Raw genomic sequence first — 18992 nt, 5'->3', positions numbered from 1 at the left:
TGCCCGCTTGCAAGCAGAAGCGTGCAATCCGGCACGGGAACGGATCGCCTGCGCCGCCGGAGCACACCCATGAACCTCATGCGCTTGTCCCTGCGCAACCTGCGCCGCGAATGGCGGCTCCCGGAACTGCGCACGCTGGCCGGGTCGCTGCTGTTGGCCGTACTGGCGCTGGGCATCGTCGCCACGCTGGCGGCACGGGTGGAGAACGGCATCCTGGCCAGCGCGGCGGAGCTGATCGGCGGCGACATCGGCATCTCGGCCCCGCAGGCGCTGCCGGCGACGTTCGCCGAACAGGCACAGCGTGACCAGCTTGCCACCAGCCGCGCCGCCGGTTTCCCCAGTGTGGCGTTTGCCGGTGAGCGCAGTCAGCTCCTCGATGTGCAGGCGGTCGACGCGGCGTGGCCATTGCGCGGCAAGCTCGCACTGGCGGATGCGCACGGCGCCACGCGCATCGGCCATGGTCCGGCGCCCGGCAGCGTGTATCTCGACCATCGTGCACTGGTGGCACTGGGGCTTGGGGTGGGTGATGACGTGCAGCTTGGCGGCCGCACCCTGCGCATCGCTGCGCGGATCGTGCAGCAGCCCGACGGCGGTACCCTTGTCGCCCTCGCGCCGCGCGCACTGATGAACCTTGCCGATGCGCAGGACGCCGGCCTGCTCGGCGTCGGCAGCCGCGCCACGCATCGCCTGTTGCTGGCGGGCGCGCCGGACGAGGTACGCGCATGGCGCACCTGGGCACAGCGGCAGACCTTGCCGCAGGGCGCCGAGCTGATCACGCCCGAGCGCACGCGGGAGCGCATGCGCAGCGCGTTCGAACGCGCCGGTACATTCCTGCACCTGACCGCCTTGCTCGCCGCGTTGCTGGCCGGCGTGGCGATCGCCCTCTCGGCGCAGCGCTACGCGCGGCGCAAGACGCCGGAGGTCGCGCTGCTGCGCGCGCTGGGCACCTCGCGCCGGCGCACGCTGGGGCTGCTGCTGGGCACACTCGCGATACTCGCGCTGCCAGTCACGGCACTGGCCGTGCTGGTCACGCTGGCGGTCGGGCAGCTCGCATGGCGGTTTGCCGGCAGTTTGTTCGGTGCGCTGCCCACTGTGCTGCCGGTGTGGCCGGCGCTCGGCGCCGCAGCCATGGCGCTGGCGGTGCTCGCCGGCTTTGCGCTGCCGCCACTGCTGCGGCTGGCCGAAGTGCCGCCGGTGGCGGTGTTCCGCGCCAGCGCGGTGCGCCGCGTGCGCCGCTTCGATGCGTTGTATCTGCTGCCGGCCGCGGTCGCGGTCGGCCTCATCTGGAGCCAGAGTGATTCACTCAAGCTGGCGCTGATCCTCAGCATCAGCCTGCTCGGCGTCGCCGTGGCGGCAGCCGCGTTGGCAATCGCGCTGCTGTGGCTGACGCGGCGTGTGGCACCCGGCGCGCACCCCGCGCTGCGGCTGGGCCTGGCGGCGCTCGCACGCCGCCGCGCCCTGAGCGTGATCCAGGCCACCGCGCTCAGCCTGGGCCTCACCGCGTTGCTGGTGCTGGCCGTGGTGGCCCCGGCGTTGCTCGACGGCTGGCGCCGCGAGCTGCCGCCCGATACCCCAAACTGGTTTGCGCTGAACCTGCAGGACACCCAGCGCGACGCGTTCACCCAGGCCGTGGCACACCTCGGTGGCGGGCACCTCAACATGATGCCGTTGGCCGTCGGCAAGTTGGTCGCGATCAACGGCGTGGCGGTTGACCAGCTGCAGCTTGCCGACCCACGTGCCCACGAGTGGGCGGATCGCCAGCTGCGGCTGTCGTGGGCGGCCGCGCTGCCGCCGGCCAACCGCGTGCTGGCGGGCCACTGGTTCGATATCAACCCACGGCAAGCCGAGGTATCGGTGGACCGCACCTGGCGCGACCTGTTTGCGCTCAAGCTCGGCGACCGCATGCGCTTCGACGTCGGCGAAGGCAGCCTCGACGCCACGGTGACGAGCTTTCGCGACGTCGACTGGAGCTCGTTCCGGGTCAATTTCTTCCTGCTGCTCGACCCACGGCACGCCGTGCGCCTGCCGCACACCTGGCTGGCGAGTTTCCATCTGGACCGTGGCCACGCGCCGGCGATGGCGCGGCTGGCGCGCGACTACCCGAACCTCAGCCTGGTCGATGTCGACGACGTGCTCGATCGCATCCGCGGCATCATCGGCCGTGTCGGCGGCGCGGTGCGCTGGATCCTCGGTTTCAGCCTGCTTGCCGGTGCGCTGGTGCTGGCCGCGGCGCTGGCCGCCAGTGCCGCGGAACGCCGGCACGAAGCGGCCTTGCTGCGCACCTTGGGCGCGCGCCGCGCGCAACTGCGCATCGCCGCCGGTTGCGAGTTTGCGCTGCTCGGCCTGATCGCCGGCAGCACCGCTGCGCTCGGCGCCGCCGGTGCCGGGCTGTGGCTGGGTCGCGCGCTGTTCCATATCGAAGGTTTCGTGTCACCGCTCGCACCGCTCGCGCTCGGCGCCCTGGGTTGCGCCGTTGCGGTGATGCTGTTCGGCCTGCTCGGCACGCGCAAGGTCACCCGCACGCCACCGATGCAGCTGCTGCGCGAAAACGGATAGCCGCCAGAACGACACGCAGGCAAAGGGGCGCAGGCGTTACCCTGAAGTTGGCGGCCTTCACGCTGTTTCGAACCTCGAATCCCACACCCCGCACCCCGTCCCAGCGCAAGGAAACCCCATGTTCGGCGTTGTTCTTCTCTTCGTCGGTTTCGTGCTCGCCATCAACGGGCTCACGCTCGCCGGCCGGATCGAGGCCAAAGACGCCGCGGTGTTCAACCTGCTGGTCGGCTTGCTCTCCGCGCTGGCTGGCGTACTCGGCGCCAGCCGCGCGGTGACGCCGGCGGATTTCCTCGCCGTCGGCTCCGGCCTGCTGTTTGCCTTCACCTACCTCTATGTCGCGGCGGTGAACTGGTTCGGCCTGCGCGGCGCGGGACTCGGCTGGTATTGCCTGTTCGTCGCGATCACTGCGCTGCCGGTGGGCTGGGATGCGTGGACCCGCGGCGATCCGCGGATGGCTACGATCTGGCTGGTGTGGTCCACGCTGTGGGCACTGTTCTTCGTCGACGGCTGCACCCGGCTGAGCGTCAAGCGCTTCCTTGCGCCTTACACCGTGCTGGTCGCCATTGCCACCTGCTGGGTACCCGGCCTGCTGATGTTGCTTGGGCGCTGGTAGACGCGATCAATCATCGGCGCGCGGCACGTCGACCTTGCCGCGCACGCTGCTGTAGTTCACGTCGCCACTGCCTTTGGCACCGACGCTGAGGCTGCCGCCGACGCCATTCACCACCAGGTCGCCGGAGCCGATGGTGTCCACCCGCACGTTGCCGCCGATATCGCGCAGCTTGACGTCACCCGAGCCGATCGCGCCTACGTTCGCCTCACCTTTGACACCCTGCGCCTTGAGATCACCGGAGCCGACGGCGCCCACCTTGAGGCTGCCGACACCGTTGGCATCGACATCGCCGGAGCCGACGCTGGTGCTGAAGGCGCCGCTGATGTTGCTCACGTGCAGATTGCCCGAGCCGACGATGCTCGCCAGCTGTTGCAGGCCGGAGACCCAGGCATCGCCCGAACCCACGCGCACCGTGGTCGGCATCTCCGGCGGCAACTGCACGCTGACGTCGAGGCTGGCGTAGCTGGCGCCAAACAGGTTGAAGCCAGAGCCGCTGCCGGAGCGATCGCCGCCAAGAGTGACGATGAGCTGGTCGCCCTCGCGTCGCTGGTTCACTTGCAGACGGTCAAGCATGCTTGCTTCCGAGGCGCAGGCGCGGCCATTCAACTGCAACTGGCGGGTACCGGGCGCCGCCTTCACGTGCAGGTCGAAACTGCGCACCTCGAGCTGCACGCCGCGCACGCCGGCAAGATCGAGCTGCAGGTGGCGCGGCGCCTCGTATTTGCAGGGTGCAGCCAACGCCGCGAGCGGCGCGCACAACAGGACGGCAAGGACGGAACGGAACATGCGACGACTCCCGAGTGATGAATGACGGGGAGTTGGATGCGCGTGCCGCGCGAAGGGTTGCAAGCCACGGCGCAGGCCGTTCAAGCGGTGGCGTCGCCCGCCTGCTTCGCACGCTGCCAGAGCGCTTCCTGCTCGGCCAAGCTGCGCTCGGCCAGCGGCCGGCCCTCTGCTGCGGCAAGCTGCTCCATGCGCCGGAAACGCCGCTCGAATTTTGCGTTTGCATGGCGCAGCGCCCGCGAAAAATCGACGCCGCCGTGACGCGCAAGATTCACCGCGACAAACAGCACGTCGCCGATCTCGTCTTCCAGCCGCGCGGGATCGCTGCCGGCTTCGAACTCGGCGCGCACCTCGCCGGTTTCCTCCACCAGCTTGTCCAGCACCGGGCGCCAATCGGGCCACTCGAAGCCGACCCGCGCCGCATGCTGCTGCAATTTCGCCGCGCGCCGCCACTCGGGCAAGCCAGGCGAAACACCGGCAATCGCGCTGGCATCGTCCGGCGTACCTTTTGCCGCGTGTTCGGCCGCCTTGATCGCATCCCACGCGCGCTTCTGTGCTTCGAGGTTTGCGTAATGCACGTCGCCGAACACATGCGGATGGCGACGGATCAGTTTGGCGCTGATCGCCTCGACCACGTCGGAGAAATCGAAGCGCCCCTGCTCGCTTGCCATCTGGGCGTGGAACACCACCTGCAGCAGGAGGTCGCCCAGCTCTTCGCGCAGGTCGGCAAAGTCGCCGCGGTCGATGGCGTCGACCACTTCGTAGGCTTCCTCGATGGTGTACGGCGCGATGCTGGCGAAATCCTGCTGCACATCCCACGGGCAACCACGCTCACCGTCGCGCAGGCGACGCATGATCGCCAACAGATCTTCCAGCGTGTGTTTTGCCGGCATGCTCATGGCAGGCCGGCCGCGCGCAACTTCGCCGGCCAGTCGTGCGTGGCATCCGCGACCGCGATGAACTCGGGGTTCAGAAGCGACTCGCCGCGGTCGTAGCGCAGCGGCACGCCGTGCAGATCAAGCACTGCGCCGCCGGCTTCCTCGAGCACGCATTGCGCGGCGCCGGTATCCCACTCGCTGGTTGGCCCGCGGCGCAAATAGACGTCCGCACCGCCGCGCGCCAAGAGGCAGAACTTGAGCGAGGAGCCCAACGGCTGCTCGATATAACCAGCCCCAAGCAGGTTCGCCAGGGCGGTGCGATCGCCGCCCCCGTGCGAACGGCTGCCGGCGGCAATTGCAGGCTGCGCCAGGGGGCGGGTGTGGACGCGTTGCCAATCCACATCCGGCGCACGCTGCCACCACGCACCCATGCCACGCGCCGCCACGTACAGCTCACCGCTGACCGGCACCTGCACCACGCCCAGCACCGGTGTGTGGTCTTCGATCAGCGCGATGTTGACGGTGAACTCGCCATTGCGCTTGACGAATTCGCGCGTGCCATCGAGCGGATCGACCAGCCAGTGCCGCGCCCAGCTGCGACGCTCGGCCCAGGCCGCCTTGCCGGCCTCTTCGGAGACGATCGGCCAACCCGGCGTGAGCGCTGCCAGCCCCTCGACGATCACCTGCTGTGCGGCGAGATCGGCCGCAGTCAGCGGCGAGTGGTCGGCCTTGAGCTCGACCGCAAAATCGCCGTGGTACACCGCAAGAATGGCTGCCGCTGCACGTTGCGCGATGGCGCCCACCTGCCACAGCAGCGGATGCCCCGGACGCGTGTTCACGCGAGCTTGATCCGGCCGGCAAGGTACTCGCGTGCCATGAACAGCGCGGCAATCGAGCGACCTTCGCTGACGTCGTCGCGGGTGACCAGCGTGTGCAGCTCGGCGAGCTTCCACGGCACCACTTCGAGCGGCTCGGGTTCATCGCCCGGCAGGCGCTCGGGGTAGAGATCGCGCGCCAGCACGACGTGCGCCATGTGCGACATGTACGACGGCGACAGCGACAGCTTGTGCAGCACGGTCAGCTCGCGCGCGCCGTAGCCCACCTCCTCCTTCAACTCACGGTTCGCGCCCTGCTCCGGTGTTTCGCCTGGGTCGAGCCGACCTTTGGGCAAGCCCAGCTCGTAGCGATCGAGGCCAACCCCGTATTCGCGCACCAGGAGCACGGTGTCGGCATCGCGCATCGCCACGATGAGGACCGCACCAACGCCACCGGGCTTCATCCGCTCAAAGGTGCGCCGTTCGCCGTTGGAAAACTCGAGATCCACCGCTTCGATACGCAGGAAACGGCTGACGGCAGCATCGCGGATGGCGTGAATGATCGGTGGCTTGTGCATCCCAGGATTGTAGCTGCTGGCGGCGCGTCAGCCGGCGAGGCGCGCGAGCGCCTGGGCGTGGATCGCCGGTGTGCCGGCGAGCACGCTGCGGGTATCCAGCGACAACTCGCGGCCGTCCAGGTCGGTGAACGTGCCGCCCGCTTCGCGCACGATCACCGCCAGCGCGGCAATGTCCAGAATGTTGACGTCAGATTCGATCACCAGATCGAGTCCGCCGCGCGCCAGCAGGTGGTAATGGCAGAAATCCCCGTAGCCGCGGATGCGGTTGGAGTCGCGGATCAGCTGCCCGAGGGCAGCCCAACGCGCATCGGCGGTCATCGTCTTGACGTTGCCGGTGGAGATCGACGCCTGTGCCATGTCGCTGGTCGGCGCCACGTGGACGCGCTCGCCGCCGAACCAGGTGCCTTGGCCGCGGCTGGCCCACAGGGTTTCGCCGTACACCGGCGCGTTCGACACGCCGAGCACCAGCTCGCCGTGATCCATCAGAGCGATCTGGGTCGAAAAAAACGGCGTGCGGCGCACGAAGCTCTTGGTGCCGTCGAGCGGATCGACCAGCCACAAAAGCCCGTCGCGCGCGCCATCGAGGCCGTATTCCTCGCCGTAGATCGCCGCCTCCGGCAAGGCCGCGCGCAACACCTGGCGGATCGCCTGCTCGGATTCGCGATCGGCCACAGTGACCGGCGTGGCATCCGGCTTGAGCTCGACCGCGACGCCCTGCTCCCAGTAATGCAGGATCACGTCGGCCGCTGCTGCGGCGGCTTCGCGTGCGGCGTTCAGCGCAAGGGCCATGGTTTGGGTATTCACGGTGCGGCTTTCTCCGGGAGAGGTGCGGCGGCAAGCCCGCCGTGGCGTTCGAGATGCAGGATGCCGCTGGCATCTGGCCGGCCAAGACTGGCCAGCCAGCGTTGCAACAGCGGGGCGTCCGCGCGCGCCTGCAGTTCGGCTTGCGCCCGCCAACCGAGCGGACTCGCCGCCAGCGTGCCGCGCGCGCGCAACGGACTATCCTCGGTAGCGTGCCATTGTGCGTGGACGATACCGTCTTGTGCCGTCATTTGGGCGTCCAGATGTCCAAGCGAAACGTCGCCGAAACGCGTCTTGAGCGCGGCGTTGCGCCAGACCAGCACAACCTCGCCGTCGCGCGGCCAGCCGCCTTGCAGCAACACACGGCTGGTACGCAGCGCCAGCTCGCCGCGCAAGCGCAGCGGCAGCAGGCGCCGTTTCGGATCGGACAACACAGCGAGATCGAGGCGCGCCGCTACATTGCGCCATTCGACCTCGTCGTCCACCAGCCGACGGACCTCGCCGCGCAGGTCGAGTCGCGACCCCGTCACGTCAAGCCACAACTGCGAACGGCCAAGCAGCGCCATGCGCGAGAGCCGCCACTGCGCGCGGCCCAGCACTTCGCCGTCGTCCGCCAGGACGTGGCCAGCGCGCCCATTCCACAATGTGCCGGCCACCTGCTGCAGGCGCAGGCCAGGCAGCGAACGCTGCAGCCACGGCAACGCCCAGCGTGCCGGCAGCCACCAGAGCGTCGCCCCGGCGGCCAGCACGACGATCAGCGCCACCAGCCCGGTTTTTTGCCAAAGTCGCAAACTGCCTTCCTGCACGCGCTGCGCGGATTGCCCCGCAAATAGACGTCCAATGATAACGGGAACTGTCGTCCCGCCGCCGAATGCGGATCGGGAGTCACTCGACGTGTTCCGGCGCACAAACCCGGCTCGACTGAAGCCGGTCCACGAACCTTCGTCGTCGGATTACGGCGCTCCGCTATGCTGACGCTTTGCTCTTGGGCATGGCATGCGCACCATCCGCACCTACGTCGATTTACCGCTTTCTGCCGGCGCCGAGCTGGATTTGCCGGCGGCGGCCGCGGAGCACCTCGTACGCGTGCTGCGGCTTGCCGTGGGCAACCCGGTAACCCTGTTCAATGGCGACGGCCATGACTACGCGGCCACCCTGCTGAGCGTGGGCCGCGGCGCGACGCACGTCCGCATCACCGCCATGCAAGTGAACGCTGCGGAGTCGCCGTTTGCGCTGACGCTGGCACAGGGCCTCGCTCGCGGCGACAAGATGGATCTGGTGGTGCAGAAAGCCACCGAGCTGGGGGTAACACGGGTAGTGCCGCTGGTGACCGAACGCTCGGAAGTGCGCCTGGATGCCGCCCGTGCCGCAAAACGCCATGAGCATTGGCGCGCGATCGCCGTCAGCGCCTGCGAGCAGTGTGGCCGGGCGCGGGTGCCGGAGATCCTGCCGGCCACCCCGTTGGCTGCCTGGCTGACGGCGCTGCCCGACGACGGTGCGCTGCGGCTGGCGCTGCTGCCGACGGCAACGTGCTCGCTGCGGCAACTGCCCGCGCCGGCGGCAGGCGCGCTGGTGGTGATCGGCCCGGAAGGCGGGCTCGGTGCGCAGGACATCGCAGCCTTGGTGGACGCCGGCTTTACGGGCTTGAATCTTGGCCCGCGCATCCTGCGCACGGAGACCGCTGGCCTTGCGGCGCTTGCAGCGCTGCAGGCCATGCACGGGGATTTCTGAGGCGCAACGGCCGGCCGCGCGGCCGGCATTCGCGGTCAGGATTCGACCGTTGCCTCGGCGGTGGCGTCAACGGCGGCGTCGGCAGGCAGCCATTTCAATACCTCGGTCTCGATGCCCTCAAGGTCGGGAATGACAGCCACGTCGTCGCGCACCAGCACCTGTGATTTCACCCCTGCCGGCAGCGGTTTGCCATCGTGGGTGGGGATGATGAGCTCGGCGTTCAGCGTGGTCAGGCGCGGGAACCCCTGGGTCAGCACAGCCAGGAACGGCAGTTGCGGGTGGCCGCCAAGCGCCTTGAGCACTGCCACACGTACCGTCAACTCGCCGTCGCCAGCGCCCGCACCGGCAAGCATGCTGAACGCGATCAGCGGTACCCGCCAGCCACGCCAGGCAATCCGCCCGAGCAACCACCCGGGTGCACCCGCCACGGCTTCGTGGGCGGGCCGGGTAATGACTTCCGCCACCGTCGTATTGGGCAGCAACATGCGGATGTCGCCAGTGGGCACCAGCACGCAACGGATTTCGCGCGGCAGTTCGTCGCTCATGCGTATACCTCGACAAGATGCGCCGCCAACGCTTGCGGCGTCCCGGAATGACTGACCAGATGCTCGGCAAAGATCGCGCCGACCATGTCGTCGAAATGCTCGCCGCTGGAGGCTTCGACCCACACCTGCCCGCCGCGATCATGGATGGCCTGCGCGCCGGCCACGGCATCGGTCGACGCGCCGGCAAACACGATGCCAAGGGCATCGCGACCGAACGCATTGGCGGCCATGCTGAAGGCAGCGTCGATCGGCGGTACCGGCACAATGGCGGCATCGGTGGTGCGCAGCTCGATGCTGCCATCGCGGCGCACCTGCACGATGCTGTCCGCCGGCGCCAGCAGCACCTCCCCGATACGCGCGTGTTCGCCATTGGCTGCAATGCGCATCGGCAACGCCGAACGGGCACTGAGCTGGGCAAGGACACTCGCCGTCGACTGCTCGCCAACGTGCTGGATCAGCAGCAGCGTCAGTCTGGTGCGGGCCGGGATCGCCGCGAGAAACTCGCCAACCGACGGTATGCTGTCCGCTGCGGCACCAAGCAGTACCACCCGCTGGGGCACGCTATCCAGGTCGTCCAGCTGAATCTCATGCGGTTCCCAGGCTTGCGGCGCAACCGCCTCCTCGATCGACACCAGCTCCAGATCGAGCTTGGGTACGATGTCGGCAGCCACCGGCTCGACATCGGGGGCAAGGAAATCGGCGGCGCTCAATTTCTCGACTTTGACCTCGCCATCCGCGGCAACCGCGGCGTCGTGCGCCGGCACCGCGTCGGCATCCGCGGCCACCAGCGACCAGTCGGGGGCCGCCGGTGGCGTGACCGCCGGCGCCTCGCCCGTGGTCTGCAAATTGAATTCGGGGGTGACCGACAAGGCGGTGTCGGCCGCCGCAGTGACCGTCGGTGCCGGCGGCTCTGCCGCCGCCCGCGACCCGGACAACAAGGCTTCCAGGTCGTCGTCGGCAAGCGGCACGAGGTCGATATCCGGGGCCGGTGCGGCAGTGTCGAGCGGCAGCGGATCGGCCGCCAACAGGGCGGCCAACTCGGCTTCGAGGTCATCCGCCGGCGCCAGCAATTGTTCAACCTCGTCCAGCTCGTGCACCGGCTCATCCGCGGCGGGCATCGGGGGCGGCGCCACCACCGCATCCTCTGCCGGGGGCGGCAGCGGCTCTGGGTCGACCGCGGCAACCGGCGCTGCCGGCACGCCTGCCGGGGCTGCCGGCTCGATCGCGCCAGCCGGACGCGGCGGGTCGAGATCTCCGGTTGCCAGCACCTTCACTGCAAGATGGCGCGCCCAGCGCGCGCGATCCCACCCGGCCAGCATGCGGCTCGCCTGGGCATCGTTGAACACCAGTCGCGGGCGCTCGCCGTCGATCATCGCGTAGAGACGGTCGAAGGCGTCGTCATCGTCGTCGTCGAGGTTCACCACCAGCACGTCGGGGTCGATCCGGCGCAGATCGGCGGCGGTGAAGCCGGCCAACGGCCCTTCGTGGGCGATCCGCATGCCGTGCGCGGTGAGCGCCTCGCGCAAATGCCCGCCCAACTCAGCGTCGTCGAACAGCAGCGCCACCGAGGGTAACGGCTCACTCATGGCCCGCGTCCGCCTCGGCAATTGCCAGTGCACGCTGTTCCAGCACCTCGGAAATCTGTGCGAGCAGGTCGCTCTCCTGGTACGGCTTGCCAAGGTAGCGGTCGACGCCAATGTCGAGTGCCCGCTGGCGATGCTTTTCGCCGGTGCGCGAGGTGATCATGATGATCGGCACGTCGCGCAGGCGCGGGTCTTCCTTCATGTGGGTAGCCAGCTCGTAGCCGTCCATGCGTGGCATCTCGATATCCAGCAGCATCAGGTCGGGCACGCGTTCGGCCAGCTTTTCCAGCGCGTCGACGCCGTCTTTGGCGGTACCCACCTCGTATTCGTGACGTTCCAGCACGCGGCTGGTGACCTTGCGCATGGTGATCGAGTCGTCGACGACCATGACCAGCGGCCGCATGCGCTGCTCTTCGACCACCAGCGTCGGCGCTACGACCTCGCCTTCGGCGAGCCGCTGCTCGCGGCGCGCCACGTCGAGGCGCACCAGCGGTGCAAGGTCGAGAATGACCAGCACGGCGCCATCGCCCATGATGGTGGCGCCAAGCACGCCCGGCACCGAACTGATCTGCGGGCCCACCGACTTGACCACGATTTCACGCGAGCCAAGCACGGCATCGACGCGCATCGCGGCACGCAGGTCGCCGGCCCGACTGATCAGCAGCGGCGGTTGCTCGCCCTCTGCCACGGTGCCCGGCGGCATGCCGAGCAATTCGGCAAGGTCGTGGATGCCATAGGCCTCGCCGTCGTACTCGAAACTCGGCACCGGTTGCGCCAGCCAGGTGCTCAAATCGGACGGGTCGACGCGCGCCACGCCCTGCACCGAAGTCATCGGAATCGCAAACGTGGTCTCGCCGACGCGCACCAGGATCGCTTGCGTGACCGCCAGCGTAAACGGCAAGCGCAAGGTGAACGTGGTGCCGTGGCCGGTTTCCGATGCGATGGCCAGCGAGCCGCCAAGCTGCTTGATTTCGTTGGCGACCACGTCCATGCCGACGCCGCGACCGGCCAGCTGGGTCACCGCGCTGGCGGTGGAGAAACCGGTACGCGTGATGAGTCCCAGCAGGCGATCGTCGCTGGTGCGCTCTTCGGCCCGCAGCAGGCCACGCTCGATGGCGCGGGCGCGAATGGCATCGCGGTCGAGACCGCGACCGTCGTCGGCAACGCGGATCACCACCTCGTTGGCCTCGCGCACGACGCCAATGCGCACCGTGCCCTCGACCGGCTTGCCGGCCTTGCGGCGGTCAGCCGGGGTTTCGATGCCATGCGCCACCGCGTTGCGCAGCATGTGCTCGAACGGTGCCTTGATGCGATCGAGCAGGTTGCGATCCATTTCGCCGTGCGCACCATCCACCACCAGTTGCGCCTGCTTGCCCTGCTCCGCCGCCGCCTGGCGCAACGTGCGCCGCAAGTTCGGCACCATGGTGTCGAACGGCAACATGCGCGTGCGCAGCAAGCCATCCTGCAGCTCGGTGTCGACCCGCGACTGCTGCACCAGGAGGTTTTCCGCCTGCCGCGTCAACTCGTCCAGGGTGCCTTGAATGGACACCAAGTCCGATACCGACTCGGCTAGCGCACGCGAGTACTGCTGCAGCTGCGAGAAACGGTCCAGCTCAAGCGGATCGAATACCGGCGTCGCACCGGCCTCGCGGTTCTCGCGCTGGTAGCGCGCGATGATCTGCGCCTCGGTCTCGATCTCCAGCATGCGCAGCTGGCTGCGCAAGCGCTGCACGGTCTGGTCGAGCTCAGCGAGGTTCGTGCGATAGCCGGACACCTGCTGTTCGAGACGGGCCCGGTAGATCGCTACCTCACCCGCATGGTTGACCAGGTCGTCGAGCAGATCGGCGCGTACGCGGATCTGCTCCTGCGCCGTGTGCGGATCAGCCGCGTGGGCTTCGGGCGCCGGTTCGGCCACGGCCGCCATCGCCGCGGAAGCGGATGCTGGAGCAACCGACTGCTTGGAACCCAGCGGCACCTGCAGGCGATCGAGTGCCGCCTGCGGGTAAGCCGGCGCCCGACCCTGCGCCACTTCCTGCACCATCGTGTTGAGCTGGTCGAAGGTGGCTTCGAGCACACCGATCAGTGCCGGCGCGAGCGACTCGTCGGCCAGCGGCTTTTCGAGCAGCGTCTCGGTGGCGTGGGCCAAATCGCCAATGGACGTGAGCCCGGCAATGCGTGCGCCGCCCTTGAGCGTGTGCAGATCACGCTGCAGCTCCGGCCGATGCTCGGCCGCCGTGGGCGTGGCGTGCCACTGTGCCAGGACGTCGTCGGCGTGATCGAGGATGTCGCGCGCCTCCTCGATGAAAACCTCGAGCAAATCGGGGTCGATCGACAAGGCCTCGCCGAGCTTGGCCAGCGACGGTACCTCGTTGGCGGCAACCGGCGCGGCAGCATGGGCAACAGTGGCAGCTTCCTTGGTGGCACGCTGCGCCTGCTCGGCAGCGGCTTGTTCAGCAGCGGCACGTATCTGCAGTTCGGCGGCTTCGCGCTCCGCGCGCTCCTTTGCCAGCTGCGCCTGACGGGCGCCATCCTGCTCGGCCTGCACGCGCTCCGCTTCGAGACGCGCAGCCTCGACCCGCTCGGCCTCGGCGCGCTCGGCAGTCGCCTGCTCGGCGGCGGCTTCCTCAGCCGCGGCACGCTCAGCTTCTGCCTGTGCGGTCTGTTCGGCAGCCGCTTGTTCGGCGGCGAGGCGCTCGGCCTCCGTTTGCGCTGCAGCCTGCTCGGCAACATGCCGGTCATCAAACCCGGCAGCCGTGCTTGCCGGGGGCGCGGCATCGGGCTCGAAGGCACCCAAGGCCGCCATCAGCTCGCGCGTGTAGGCATCGTGTTCGGCGCTCTCCGGCAAGACTTCCGGCAGCTCGGGTACTGCGGCTGGCGGCAGGTCCGGCGCTTCGGCCGCCGACTCGACGCCAAAGTGCGGGGCCTTGGCTTCCGGGTAGCGATCACGCAGCGCCACCGCCGCGTCCACCAGCGACTCGACATCCGGCAACGACGGCACGGCGGCATCGAGCTGTGTCAAGGTGTGATCGACCACGTCGGCCGCATGGTTCAGCAGATCCACGCCCTCGTGTGGCAGCGCCACATCCGCGGCGCGCAGGCGCTTGAGCAAGCCCTCGCAAGGCGACAGCAAACGGGTCAGGAACGGGATGTCGACCATGGCGATGGCGCCATGCATGGTGTGCACCGCACGCAGCAGGGGTTCGCTCACCGCGAGTTCGCCCGTCTGACCAGCCAGCGCAGTGCGTATGGTTTGCAGATACTGGCCGACTTCGCTGCGCAGGATCTCCAGCAGCACCGGATCGACCGCTGGCAACGGCGACACTCCCAGTGGGGCAATCGGCGCCACCGGTATGGTGGAAGCCGCACTCTGCGCGTCGGTGATGGTCGCAGCGGGAATGGCGGCAACGCCGGCGCGCGGCACGCGGCGACGCACCTTGCGCCGCACGGTCTCCATCGCCGGCGGCGCGCAGTCTTCGATGCGCGCGCCAGCATCGCCAGCCGCCAACTTGCTGGCGGTCTGCATGATGGCGTCGATCGGCGCCGTCGGCGGGCGCTCGCCCTTGAGCGAAGCCAGCAATTGCGGCAAGGCGTCAATGGCATGCTGCACCAGCGCCTGCACCCCCGCATGCGGTTCGATCGTGTGATCGAGCACGCGGTTCAGCATGTCTTCGACGCGCCAGGCAAACTCGCCGAGTGCGGCGATGCCCACCAGGCGGCCAGAGCCCTTCAGCGTGTGGAACGAGCGCCGGATCGGGGTGAGGATGTCGAGCCGCTCCGGCTCGGTCAGCCACGCCCCGACACCGTTGCGCAGGTTGTCGATCTCCTCCTGCATCTCCTCGAGAAAGATCTCGCGGATATCGTCGTCAATGTCCTCGACCGACTGGTCGAAGCGGAATGCGTTGGCCAGCGCGCCGGCGACCGGCACCTGCTCCTCGACTTCCTCTTCGACCTCGACCCAGTCGCCCTCGTCGCCGGCGGCAACCGCCGCCGGTGCCAGATCCGACACGGTTTCGGCATAGCGCAGGCCGTCCACATCGTGGGCGGGCTCGACGCCCGACGCCGGCACCTCGGGCAGTACAAACAAGTCGACGGCATCGTTGCCGGGGTACAGGCTGACGGATTCCGAGAGCGGCACGTCGCTGGCAGCCGCCGTGGCTGGCGCATCGGCAGCGGGCGCTGCAGGCACGATGACCGGCGCGCTTTGCAACGGACGGGCGCTGGACAGCGGCCAGTAACCGAGTTCGCCGAGGCTGTGCTCGGCCACATCAATGATGTGCGCCAGGCCGCCGCGATGCTCGCGCACGGCTTCGAGGTAGTACTCGAGCGCGGCCAGCGCGTCGGCAAGGTGGTCCATTTGCGCACTGCCGGGAATGCGCCGATCGACCAGCAGCTCGTTGTGGATGAACCGGCCGACGCCATCGGCCAGCTCGGCCGGACGCTCGGCGGACAACATGCGGGCGGCGCCGGCCACTTCAGTCATCAATGCCGGTGCAGCAGCAAGCCCGGCGTGATCCCAGCCCGACTCGACAAAACCGACGATGGCCTCCTTGACCTGGTCGATATTGCGGATGGCCTCCTGCATCACCGTGGCGATGACGCCTTGCGCCTCGCTGCGCGGCAATGTACTCGTGCCGTCATCATCACTGGTGGACGCACCGCCGTTGGCACCCAGGCTCTCGATGTGGTCGTCGAGCGAGGCTTCGACGTACAGCAAGGCGCCGGCAACATCGAGCAGGGTTGACTCGTCGGCGGGACGCTGGTGGTTCGCCACGTCGTCCAGCACGCGGCGTTGCTCCTCGATCACGCGGCGCGGCACGGTGAGCGCCAGCATGCCGAGGGTGTCGCCCAGACGCGCCAGCACGTCGCACTGCGGTGCCAGCGAGGCCGGGTCGGCGCCTGGCTGGCGCTGGTACAGATCAAGCGCTTCCTTGACCCGCAGCAGGTCGTCTTTCAGCGCCCGCGCGACCGAGTCGAGCAGGGCGCGGTTGTGGCCGGAAATCGAGCCGCGCGCGTGTTCCAGCTCTTCGGCATCCGGCAGCAGGCTGTCCAGTGCGTAGGTACGCCGCAGCAGCTCCATCATCGGGCTGAACTGGCGCGCCTGCGCCACCGCGTATAGCAGGCGGTTGCAAAGTTCGTCGGCATCGCCGCCGCGCAACGTATCCTCGTCGTGCTCGATCAGCTGGCGAATATGGCGATCCACCTTGCCGAGCAACTGGCGCAACTCGGCTGCTTGCGCGTTCAACATGCCTTGTTCGAGGCCCTCGAGCACGCCAGCGGCAATCCACCACAGGCGCCGGCCATGCACATGGAAGCAATGCGCAGCGATCGCCAGCAGCGCCTTGCGCATACCCGCGTACGGCTTGACCTGCGACTGGCTGCGGAACAACGCCAACAGATACTGCTGGAACTGCAGGCGCAGCGTGGCAATCTCACCGCGGCGCTCGCTGGCCTGCGCCTCGCTCATTGCGGCCGGCGCCTGCGGCGGCAGGAAGGCATCGAGATTGGGGCAGAACAGCGCGGCTTCGGACAGCGCCGACTCGCCGCAGCACGCGCGCAGCTCATTCAACAGCGGCAGCAACACCACCGGTACGTCACGGTGGCCGCCAGCCACGCGTTCCAGATAATCGGGCAGCTGCATGAGGCCGCGCATCAAGACCGCGTAGGCCTCGTCGCGTTGGCTGACGCGGTCGTCGAGCAGCGCCTGCACCACCGTTTCCATCTCTTCGATCACACCGGCCGGGCCTTGCAGCTCGACCATGCGCAAGGTGCCCTGCACCTGGTGCAGCGTGGTGGCGCAACCACGCAACGCATCGTCGCGCGCGGGGTTGTCGACGTAGGCTTCCAGCGACTCGCGTGCCTTCGCGAGGGTCTGCGCCAACTCGGGGTGCACCCACTGCAAGGTGCTGAAATCGGTATTGTCTTGGAGTCTCATGCGCTTCTCTCAGCGGTTGCGCGACCGGCATCCGCTGCCGGTCGAGACGGCCCCTGTCTGCAAATGCCCACCATCAGCCCGGCAACTTGAAGTGGGCCACCGATCGCCGCAGGTCGCTGGCGAGCTGGGCCAGCGTACCGATCGAGTCTGCCGTGCGGCTGGCACCCTGCGAAGTCTGCGAGGTGATTTCGCGGATCGCGTTCATCGATTGCGAGATGTCGGTCGCGGCCGCCGATTGCTGGCGGGCGGCGCTGGAGATGTTCTGAATCAGCGCCGACAGGTCATGCGACACGCGTTCGATGTCGCCCAGTGCACTGCCGGCGTCCTCGGCCTTGCGTGCCCCGGCCACCACCTCGGCGGTGGTCTGCTCCATCGAATTCACCGCTTCGTTGGTATCGGACTGAATCGTCTGCACCAGGGTTTCGATACGCTTGGTGGCGCTGGTGGAACGTTCGGCCAGACGCTGCACTTCGTCCGCGACCACGGCGAAACCTCGGCCGGCCTCACCGGCCGACGCCGCCTGGATCGCCGCGTTCAACGCCAGGATGTTGGTCTGCTCGGCAATGTCGTTGATCAGTTCCACGATCGAGCCGATCTCCTGCGAGGATTCGCCCAGCCGCTTGATGCGCTTGGAAGTCTCCTGGATCTGGTCGCGGATCGAGTCCATGCCCGAGATCGTTTCGCGCACCACTTCGGCGCCGCGCGAAGCGATCTGCACGCTTCGTTCGGCCACGTCGGCGGACTCGGCCGAGTTCTTCGACACGTGGTCGAGCGAGCTGGCGATTTCGTTGATGGCGCCGGTGGCGGTGTTGATCTGCCGCGCCTGCTGCTCGGCCGCATCGGCCAGGTGGCGCGCGGTGGTCTGCGACTCCTGCGCCGAGGTGGAAACCTGCTCCGAGGTTTCGTTGATCGTGGTCACCAGGGTACGCAACTCGTCGATGGCGTAGTTCACCGAGTCGGCGATGGCGCCGGTGATCTCCTCGGTCACCGTGGTCTTCACCGTCAAGTCGCCTTCGGCCAGCGCGCCCATCTCGTCCAGCAGGCGCATGATCGCCTCCTGGTTGCGCTGGTTGAGCGAAGTGGATTCGACGAAACGCCGGCGCTGGTCACGCACCAGGCTGGCCACCAGCAGCAGCGCGAACGCCACCGCGCCAACCGCACCGATCAGGCCCCACCACACGTTCGGGAAAATGCGCCGCAGCGGCAGCTTGCCGATCTGGTCGGCGAGGTCGTTCGCGCGCAGCAGCACCGATTGCGAATCCACCGACGCCTTGGTGCCGGCGGCCTTCACCGCCGAGAGGTTGCCGGCGGCGGCCACCAGCTTGGCCAGCGGGTCGCCGAGCTTGTTCCAGCTCTGCTGCATGCCGGTGAGGATCTTGTGCGCGTTGGCGTCGCCGATCTTGCTGACGCCGCTGCCGGGCACACCGTCGATCAACCCTTGCAGCACGTTGCCGTAGAGCTGCCCGTCGCGCTGCAGGCCGTCGGCGGCCGCCAGTGCGTTTTCGCCGCCCTGCAGCACCTCTTGCACGCGACGGATGATGCGGTCGGCCGACAGCATCTGGCGCGAGGTGCCAAGCATCTGGTCGGCGCTGCCGTTGCGCTGCTGCAGGATGTTGACCACCTGCTCCATGCTCGAGTTGAGCAACGGCATCTGCTGCGAGACGGTCGCCGCACGGCTTGCCGAATCGAGCACGACCGCCTTGTTCCGCAGGATCTTGCCAATGTCGCCATCCAGCTGGGCCCAGGCCACATTGAGCGCATCCACCGCGCGCCCGACCGGGGTGTGGTTGACGTTGGCATACGCGCCCATGCCGGTGGCCGGATCGCCCTTGTTCAGGCGCCGCACGGCAGCGTCGATCGCATTGCGCGTGCCTTCGAGCTCACGAAACGAATCGGTGTTGCCGTCGGAAGACTCCAGCGCGAATTTCGCCGTCTGCTGCGACAGCACCTGGATCTGCGTGGTCAGCGCCACCGCCTGACGGTCTTCGCCGTTCTTGACGTTGAGCTGCCAAAAGTCGAGCGCAGCGAACGCGATCGCAACCAGCAACAGCACGATAAGTGTGGTGTTGCCACGCTCCTTGCCGACGCCCCCTGTAGTGCTCATGTTCACCTCACCCGTTCTTTCAACCAGACCAGCCGCGCTGCCGCCGCCGGCACGTGTGCAACCACCGTGTCAC

The 18992-nt window shown here is 68.2% G+C and carries 13 protein-coding genes; 3 read left to right on the top strand and 10 right to left on the bottom strand.

Going from position 1 to position 18992, the window contains the following annotated elements; genetic code table 11:
* Positions 1-69: 69 nt before the first annotated feature.
* Positions 70-2556, top strand: coding sequence for an ABC transporter permease (locus AC3WP6_RS04605; protein WP_492626618.1), 2487 nt, complete (start codon positions 70-72; stop codon positions 2554-2556).
* A gap of 118 nt (positions 2557-2674) precedes the next feature.
* Positions 2675-3169 (top strand): AmiS/UreI family transporter, encoded by a 495-nt coding sequence (locus AC3WP6_RS04600; RefSeq protein WP_492626617.1) that lies wholly within the window; start codon positions 2675-2677, stop codon positions 3167-3169.
* 6 nt (positions 3170-3175) lie between these two features.
* On the opposite strand, the gene AC3WP6_RS04595 is transcribed toward AC3WP6_RS04600, so the two are convergent.
* The 6 genes from AC3WP6_RS04595 to gspN form a co-directional block, all read right to left on the bottom strand.
* Positions 3176-3955 carry a DUF4097 family beta strand repeat-containing protein gene (locus AC3WP6_RS04595; RefSeq protein WP_492626616.1) on the bottom strand — a complete coding sequence of 260 codons (780 nt, stop codon included), beginning with the start codon at positions 3953-3955 and terminating at the stop codon, positions 3176-3178.
* Positions 3956-4035: 80 nt separating this feature from the next.
* Positions 4036-4845: a nucleoside triphosphate pyrophosphohydrolase gene (gene mazG / locus AC3WP6_RS04590; protein ID WP_492628633.1), complete on the bottom strand. Its 810-nt coding sequence runs from the start codon at positions 4843-4845 to the stop codon at positions 4036-4038.
* 2 nt (positions 4846-4847) lie between these two features.
* On the bottom strand, positions 4848-5669 hold the full coding sequence (cysQ, locus tag AC3WP6_RS04585; RefSeq protein WP_492626615.1) for a 3'(2'),5'-bisphosphate nucleotidase CysQ: 822 nt from the start codon (positions 5667-5669) through the stop codon (positions 4848-4850).
* Positions 5666-6223, bottom strand: a complete 558-nt coding sequence (gene nudE / locus AC3WP6_RS04580; RefSeq protein ID WP_492626614.1) for an ADP compounds hydrolase NudE — start codon at positions 6221-6223, stop codon at positions 5666-5668. The genes cysQ and nudE overlap by 4 nt, the downstream gene beginning before the upstream one ends.
* Before the next feature lie 27 nt (positions 6224-6250).
* Positions 6251-7012: an inositol monophosphatase family protein gene (locus AC3WP6_RS04575; protein WP_492628632.1), complete on the bottom strand. Its 762-nt coding sequence runs from the start codon at positions 7010-7012 to the stop codon at positions 6251-6253.
* Positions 7013-7023: 11 nt separating this feature from the next.
* Complete coding sequence (gene gspN / locus AC3WP6_RS04570) at positions 7024-7815, bottom strand: type II secretion system protein N (protein WP_492626613.1); 792 nt, start codon at positions 7813-7815, stop codon at positions 7024-7026.
* Between the two features lie 205 nt (positions 7816-8020).
* On the opposite strand from gspN, the gene AC3WP6_RS04565 reads away from it, so the two are divergent.
* A complete protein-coding gene (locus AC3WP6_RS04565) occupies positions 8021-8755 on the top strand; it encodes a 16S rRNA (uracil(1498)-N(3))-methyltransferase (protein ID WP_492626612.1) in 735 nt (244 codons plus the stop codon).
* 35 nt (positions 8756-8790) lie between these two features.
* Here AC3WP6_RS04565 and AC3WP6_RS04560 read toward each other — a convergent pair whose 3' ends face one another.
* From AC3WP6_RS04560 to AC3WP6_RS04545, 4 genes are all read right to left on the bottom strand, one after another.
* Positions 8791-9300 carry a chemotaxis protein CheW gene (locus tag AC3WP6_RS04560; RefSeq protein ID WP_492626611.1) on the bottom strand — a complete coding sequence of 170 codons (510 nt, stop codon included), beginning with the start codon at positions 9298-9300 and terminating at the stop codon, positions 8791-8793.
* Positions 9297-10886, bottom strand: coding sequence for a chemotaxis protein CheB (locus AC3WP6_RS04555; RefSeq protein ID WP_492626610.1), 1590 nt, complete (start codon positions 10884-10886; stop codon positions 9297-9299). The genes AC3WP6_RS04560 and AC3WP6_RS04555 overlap by 4 nt, the downstream gene beginning before the upstream one ends.
* Positions 10879-16815, bottom strand: a complete 5937-nt coding sequence (locus AC3WP6_RS04550) for a hybrid sensor histidine kinase/response regulator (protein WP_492626609.1) — start codon at positions 16813-16815, stop codon at positions 10879-10881. The genes AC3WP6_RS04555 and AC3WP6_RS04550 overlap by 8 nt, the downstream gene beginning before the upstream one ends.
* 73 nt (positions 16816-16888) lie before the next feature.
* Positions 16889-18919 (bottom strand): methyl-accepting chemotaxis protein, encoded by a 2031-nt coding sequence (locus AC3WP6_RS04545; protein ID WP_492626608.1) that lies wholly within the window; start codon positions 18917-18919, stop codon positions 16889-16891.
* Positions 18920-18992 lie beyond the last annotated feature (73 nt).

It is taken from the genome of Rhodanobacter sp. FW106-HT46G03 (assembly GCF_058789895.1).
Note: the sequence above shows the minus strand (reverse complement) of the source record. Positions and strands in the feature narration are given on the sequence as shown.

What these genes read in the sequence shown, in the direction of transcription:
- AC3WP6_RS04565 (WP_492626612.1), top strand. Translation starts at nt 8,021, where the DNA reads ATGCGCACCATCCGCACCTACGTCGATTTACCGCTTTCTGCCGGCGCC.
- AC3WP6_RS04555 (WP_492626610.1), bottom strand. Translation starts at nt 10,886, where the DNA reads ATGAGTGAGCCGTTACCCTCGGTGGCGCTGCTGTTCGACGACGCTGAG.
- AC3WP6_RS04600 (WP_492626617.1), top strand. Translation starts at nt 2,675, where the DNA reads ATGTTCGGCGTTGTTCTTCTCTTCGTCGGTTTCGTGCTCGCCATCAAC.
- AC3WP6_RS04545 (WP_492626608.1), bottom strand. Translation starts at nt 18,919, where the DNA reads ATGAGCACTACAGGGGGCGTCGGCAAGGAGCGTGGCAACACCACACTT.
- AC3WP6_RS04550 (WP_492626609.1), bottom strand. Translation starts at nt 16,815, where the DNA reads ATGAGACTCCAAGACAATACCGATTTCAGCACCTTGCAGTGGGTGCAC.
- AC3WP6_RS04595 (WP_492626616.1), bottom strand. Translation starts at nt 3,955, where the DNA reads ATGTTCCGTTCCGTCCTTGCCGTCCTGTTGTGCGCGCCGCTCGCGGCG.
- mazG (WP_492628633.1), bottom strand. Translation starts at nt 4,845, where the DNA reads ATGCCGGCAAAACACACGCTGGAAGATCTGTTGGCGATCATGCGTCGC.
- nudE (WP_492626614.1), bottom strand. Translation starts at nt 6,223, where the DNA reads ATGCACAAGCCACCGATCATTCACGCCATCCGCGATGCTGCCGTCAGC.
- AC3WP6_RS04560 (WP_492626611.1), bottom strand. Translation starts at nt 9,300, where the DNA reads ATGAGCGACGAACTGCCGCGCGAAATCCGTTGCGTGCTGGTGCCCACT.
- AC3WP6_RS04605 (WP_492626618.1), top strand. Translation starts at nt 70, where the DNA reads ATGAACCTCATGCGCTTGTCCCTGCGCAACCTGCGCCGCGAATGGCGG.
- AC3WP6_RS04575 (WP_492628632.1), bottom strand. Translation starts at nt 7,012, where the DNA reads ATGGCCCTTGCGCTGAACGCCGCACGCGAAGCCGCCGCAGCAGCGGCC.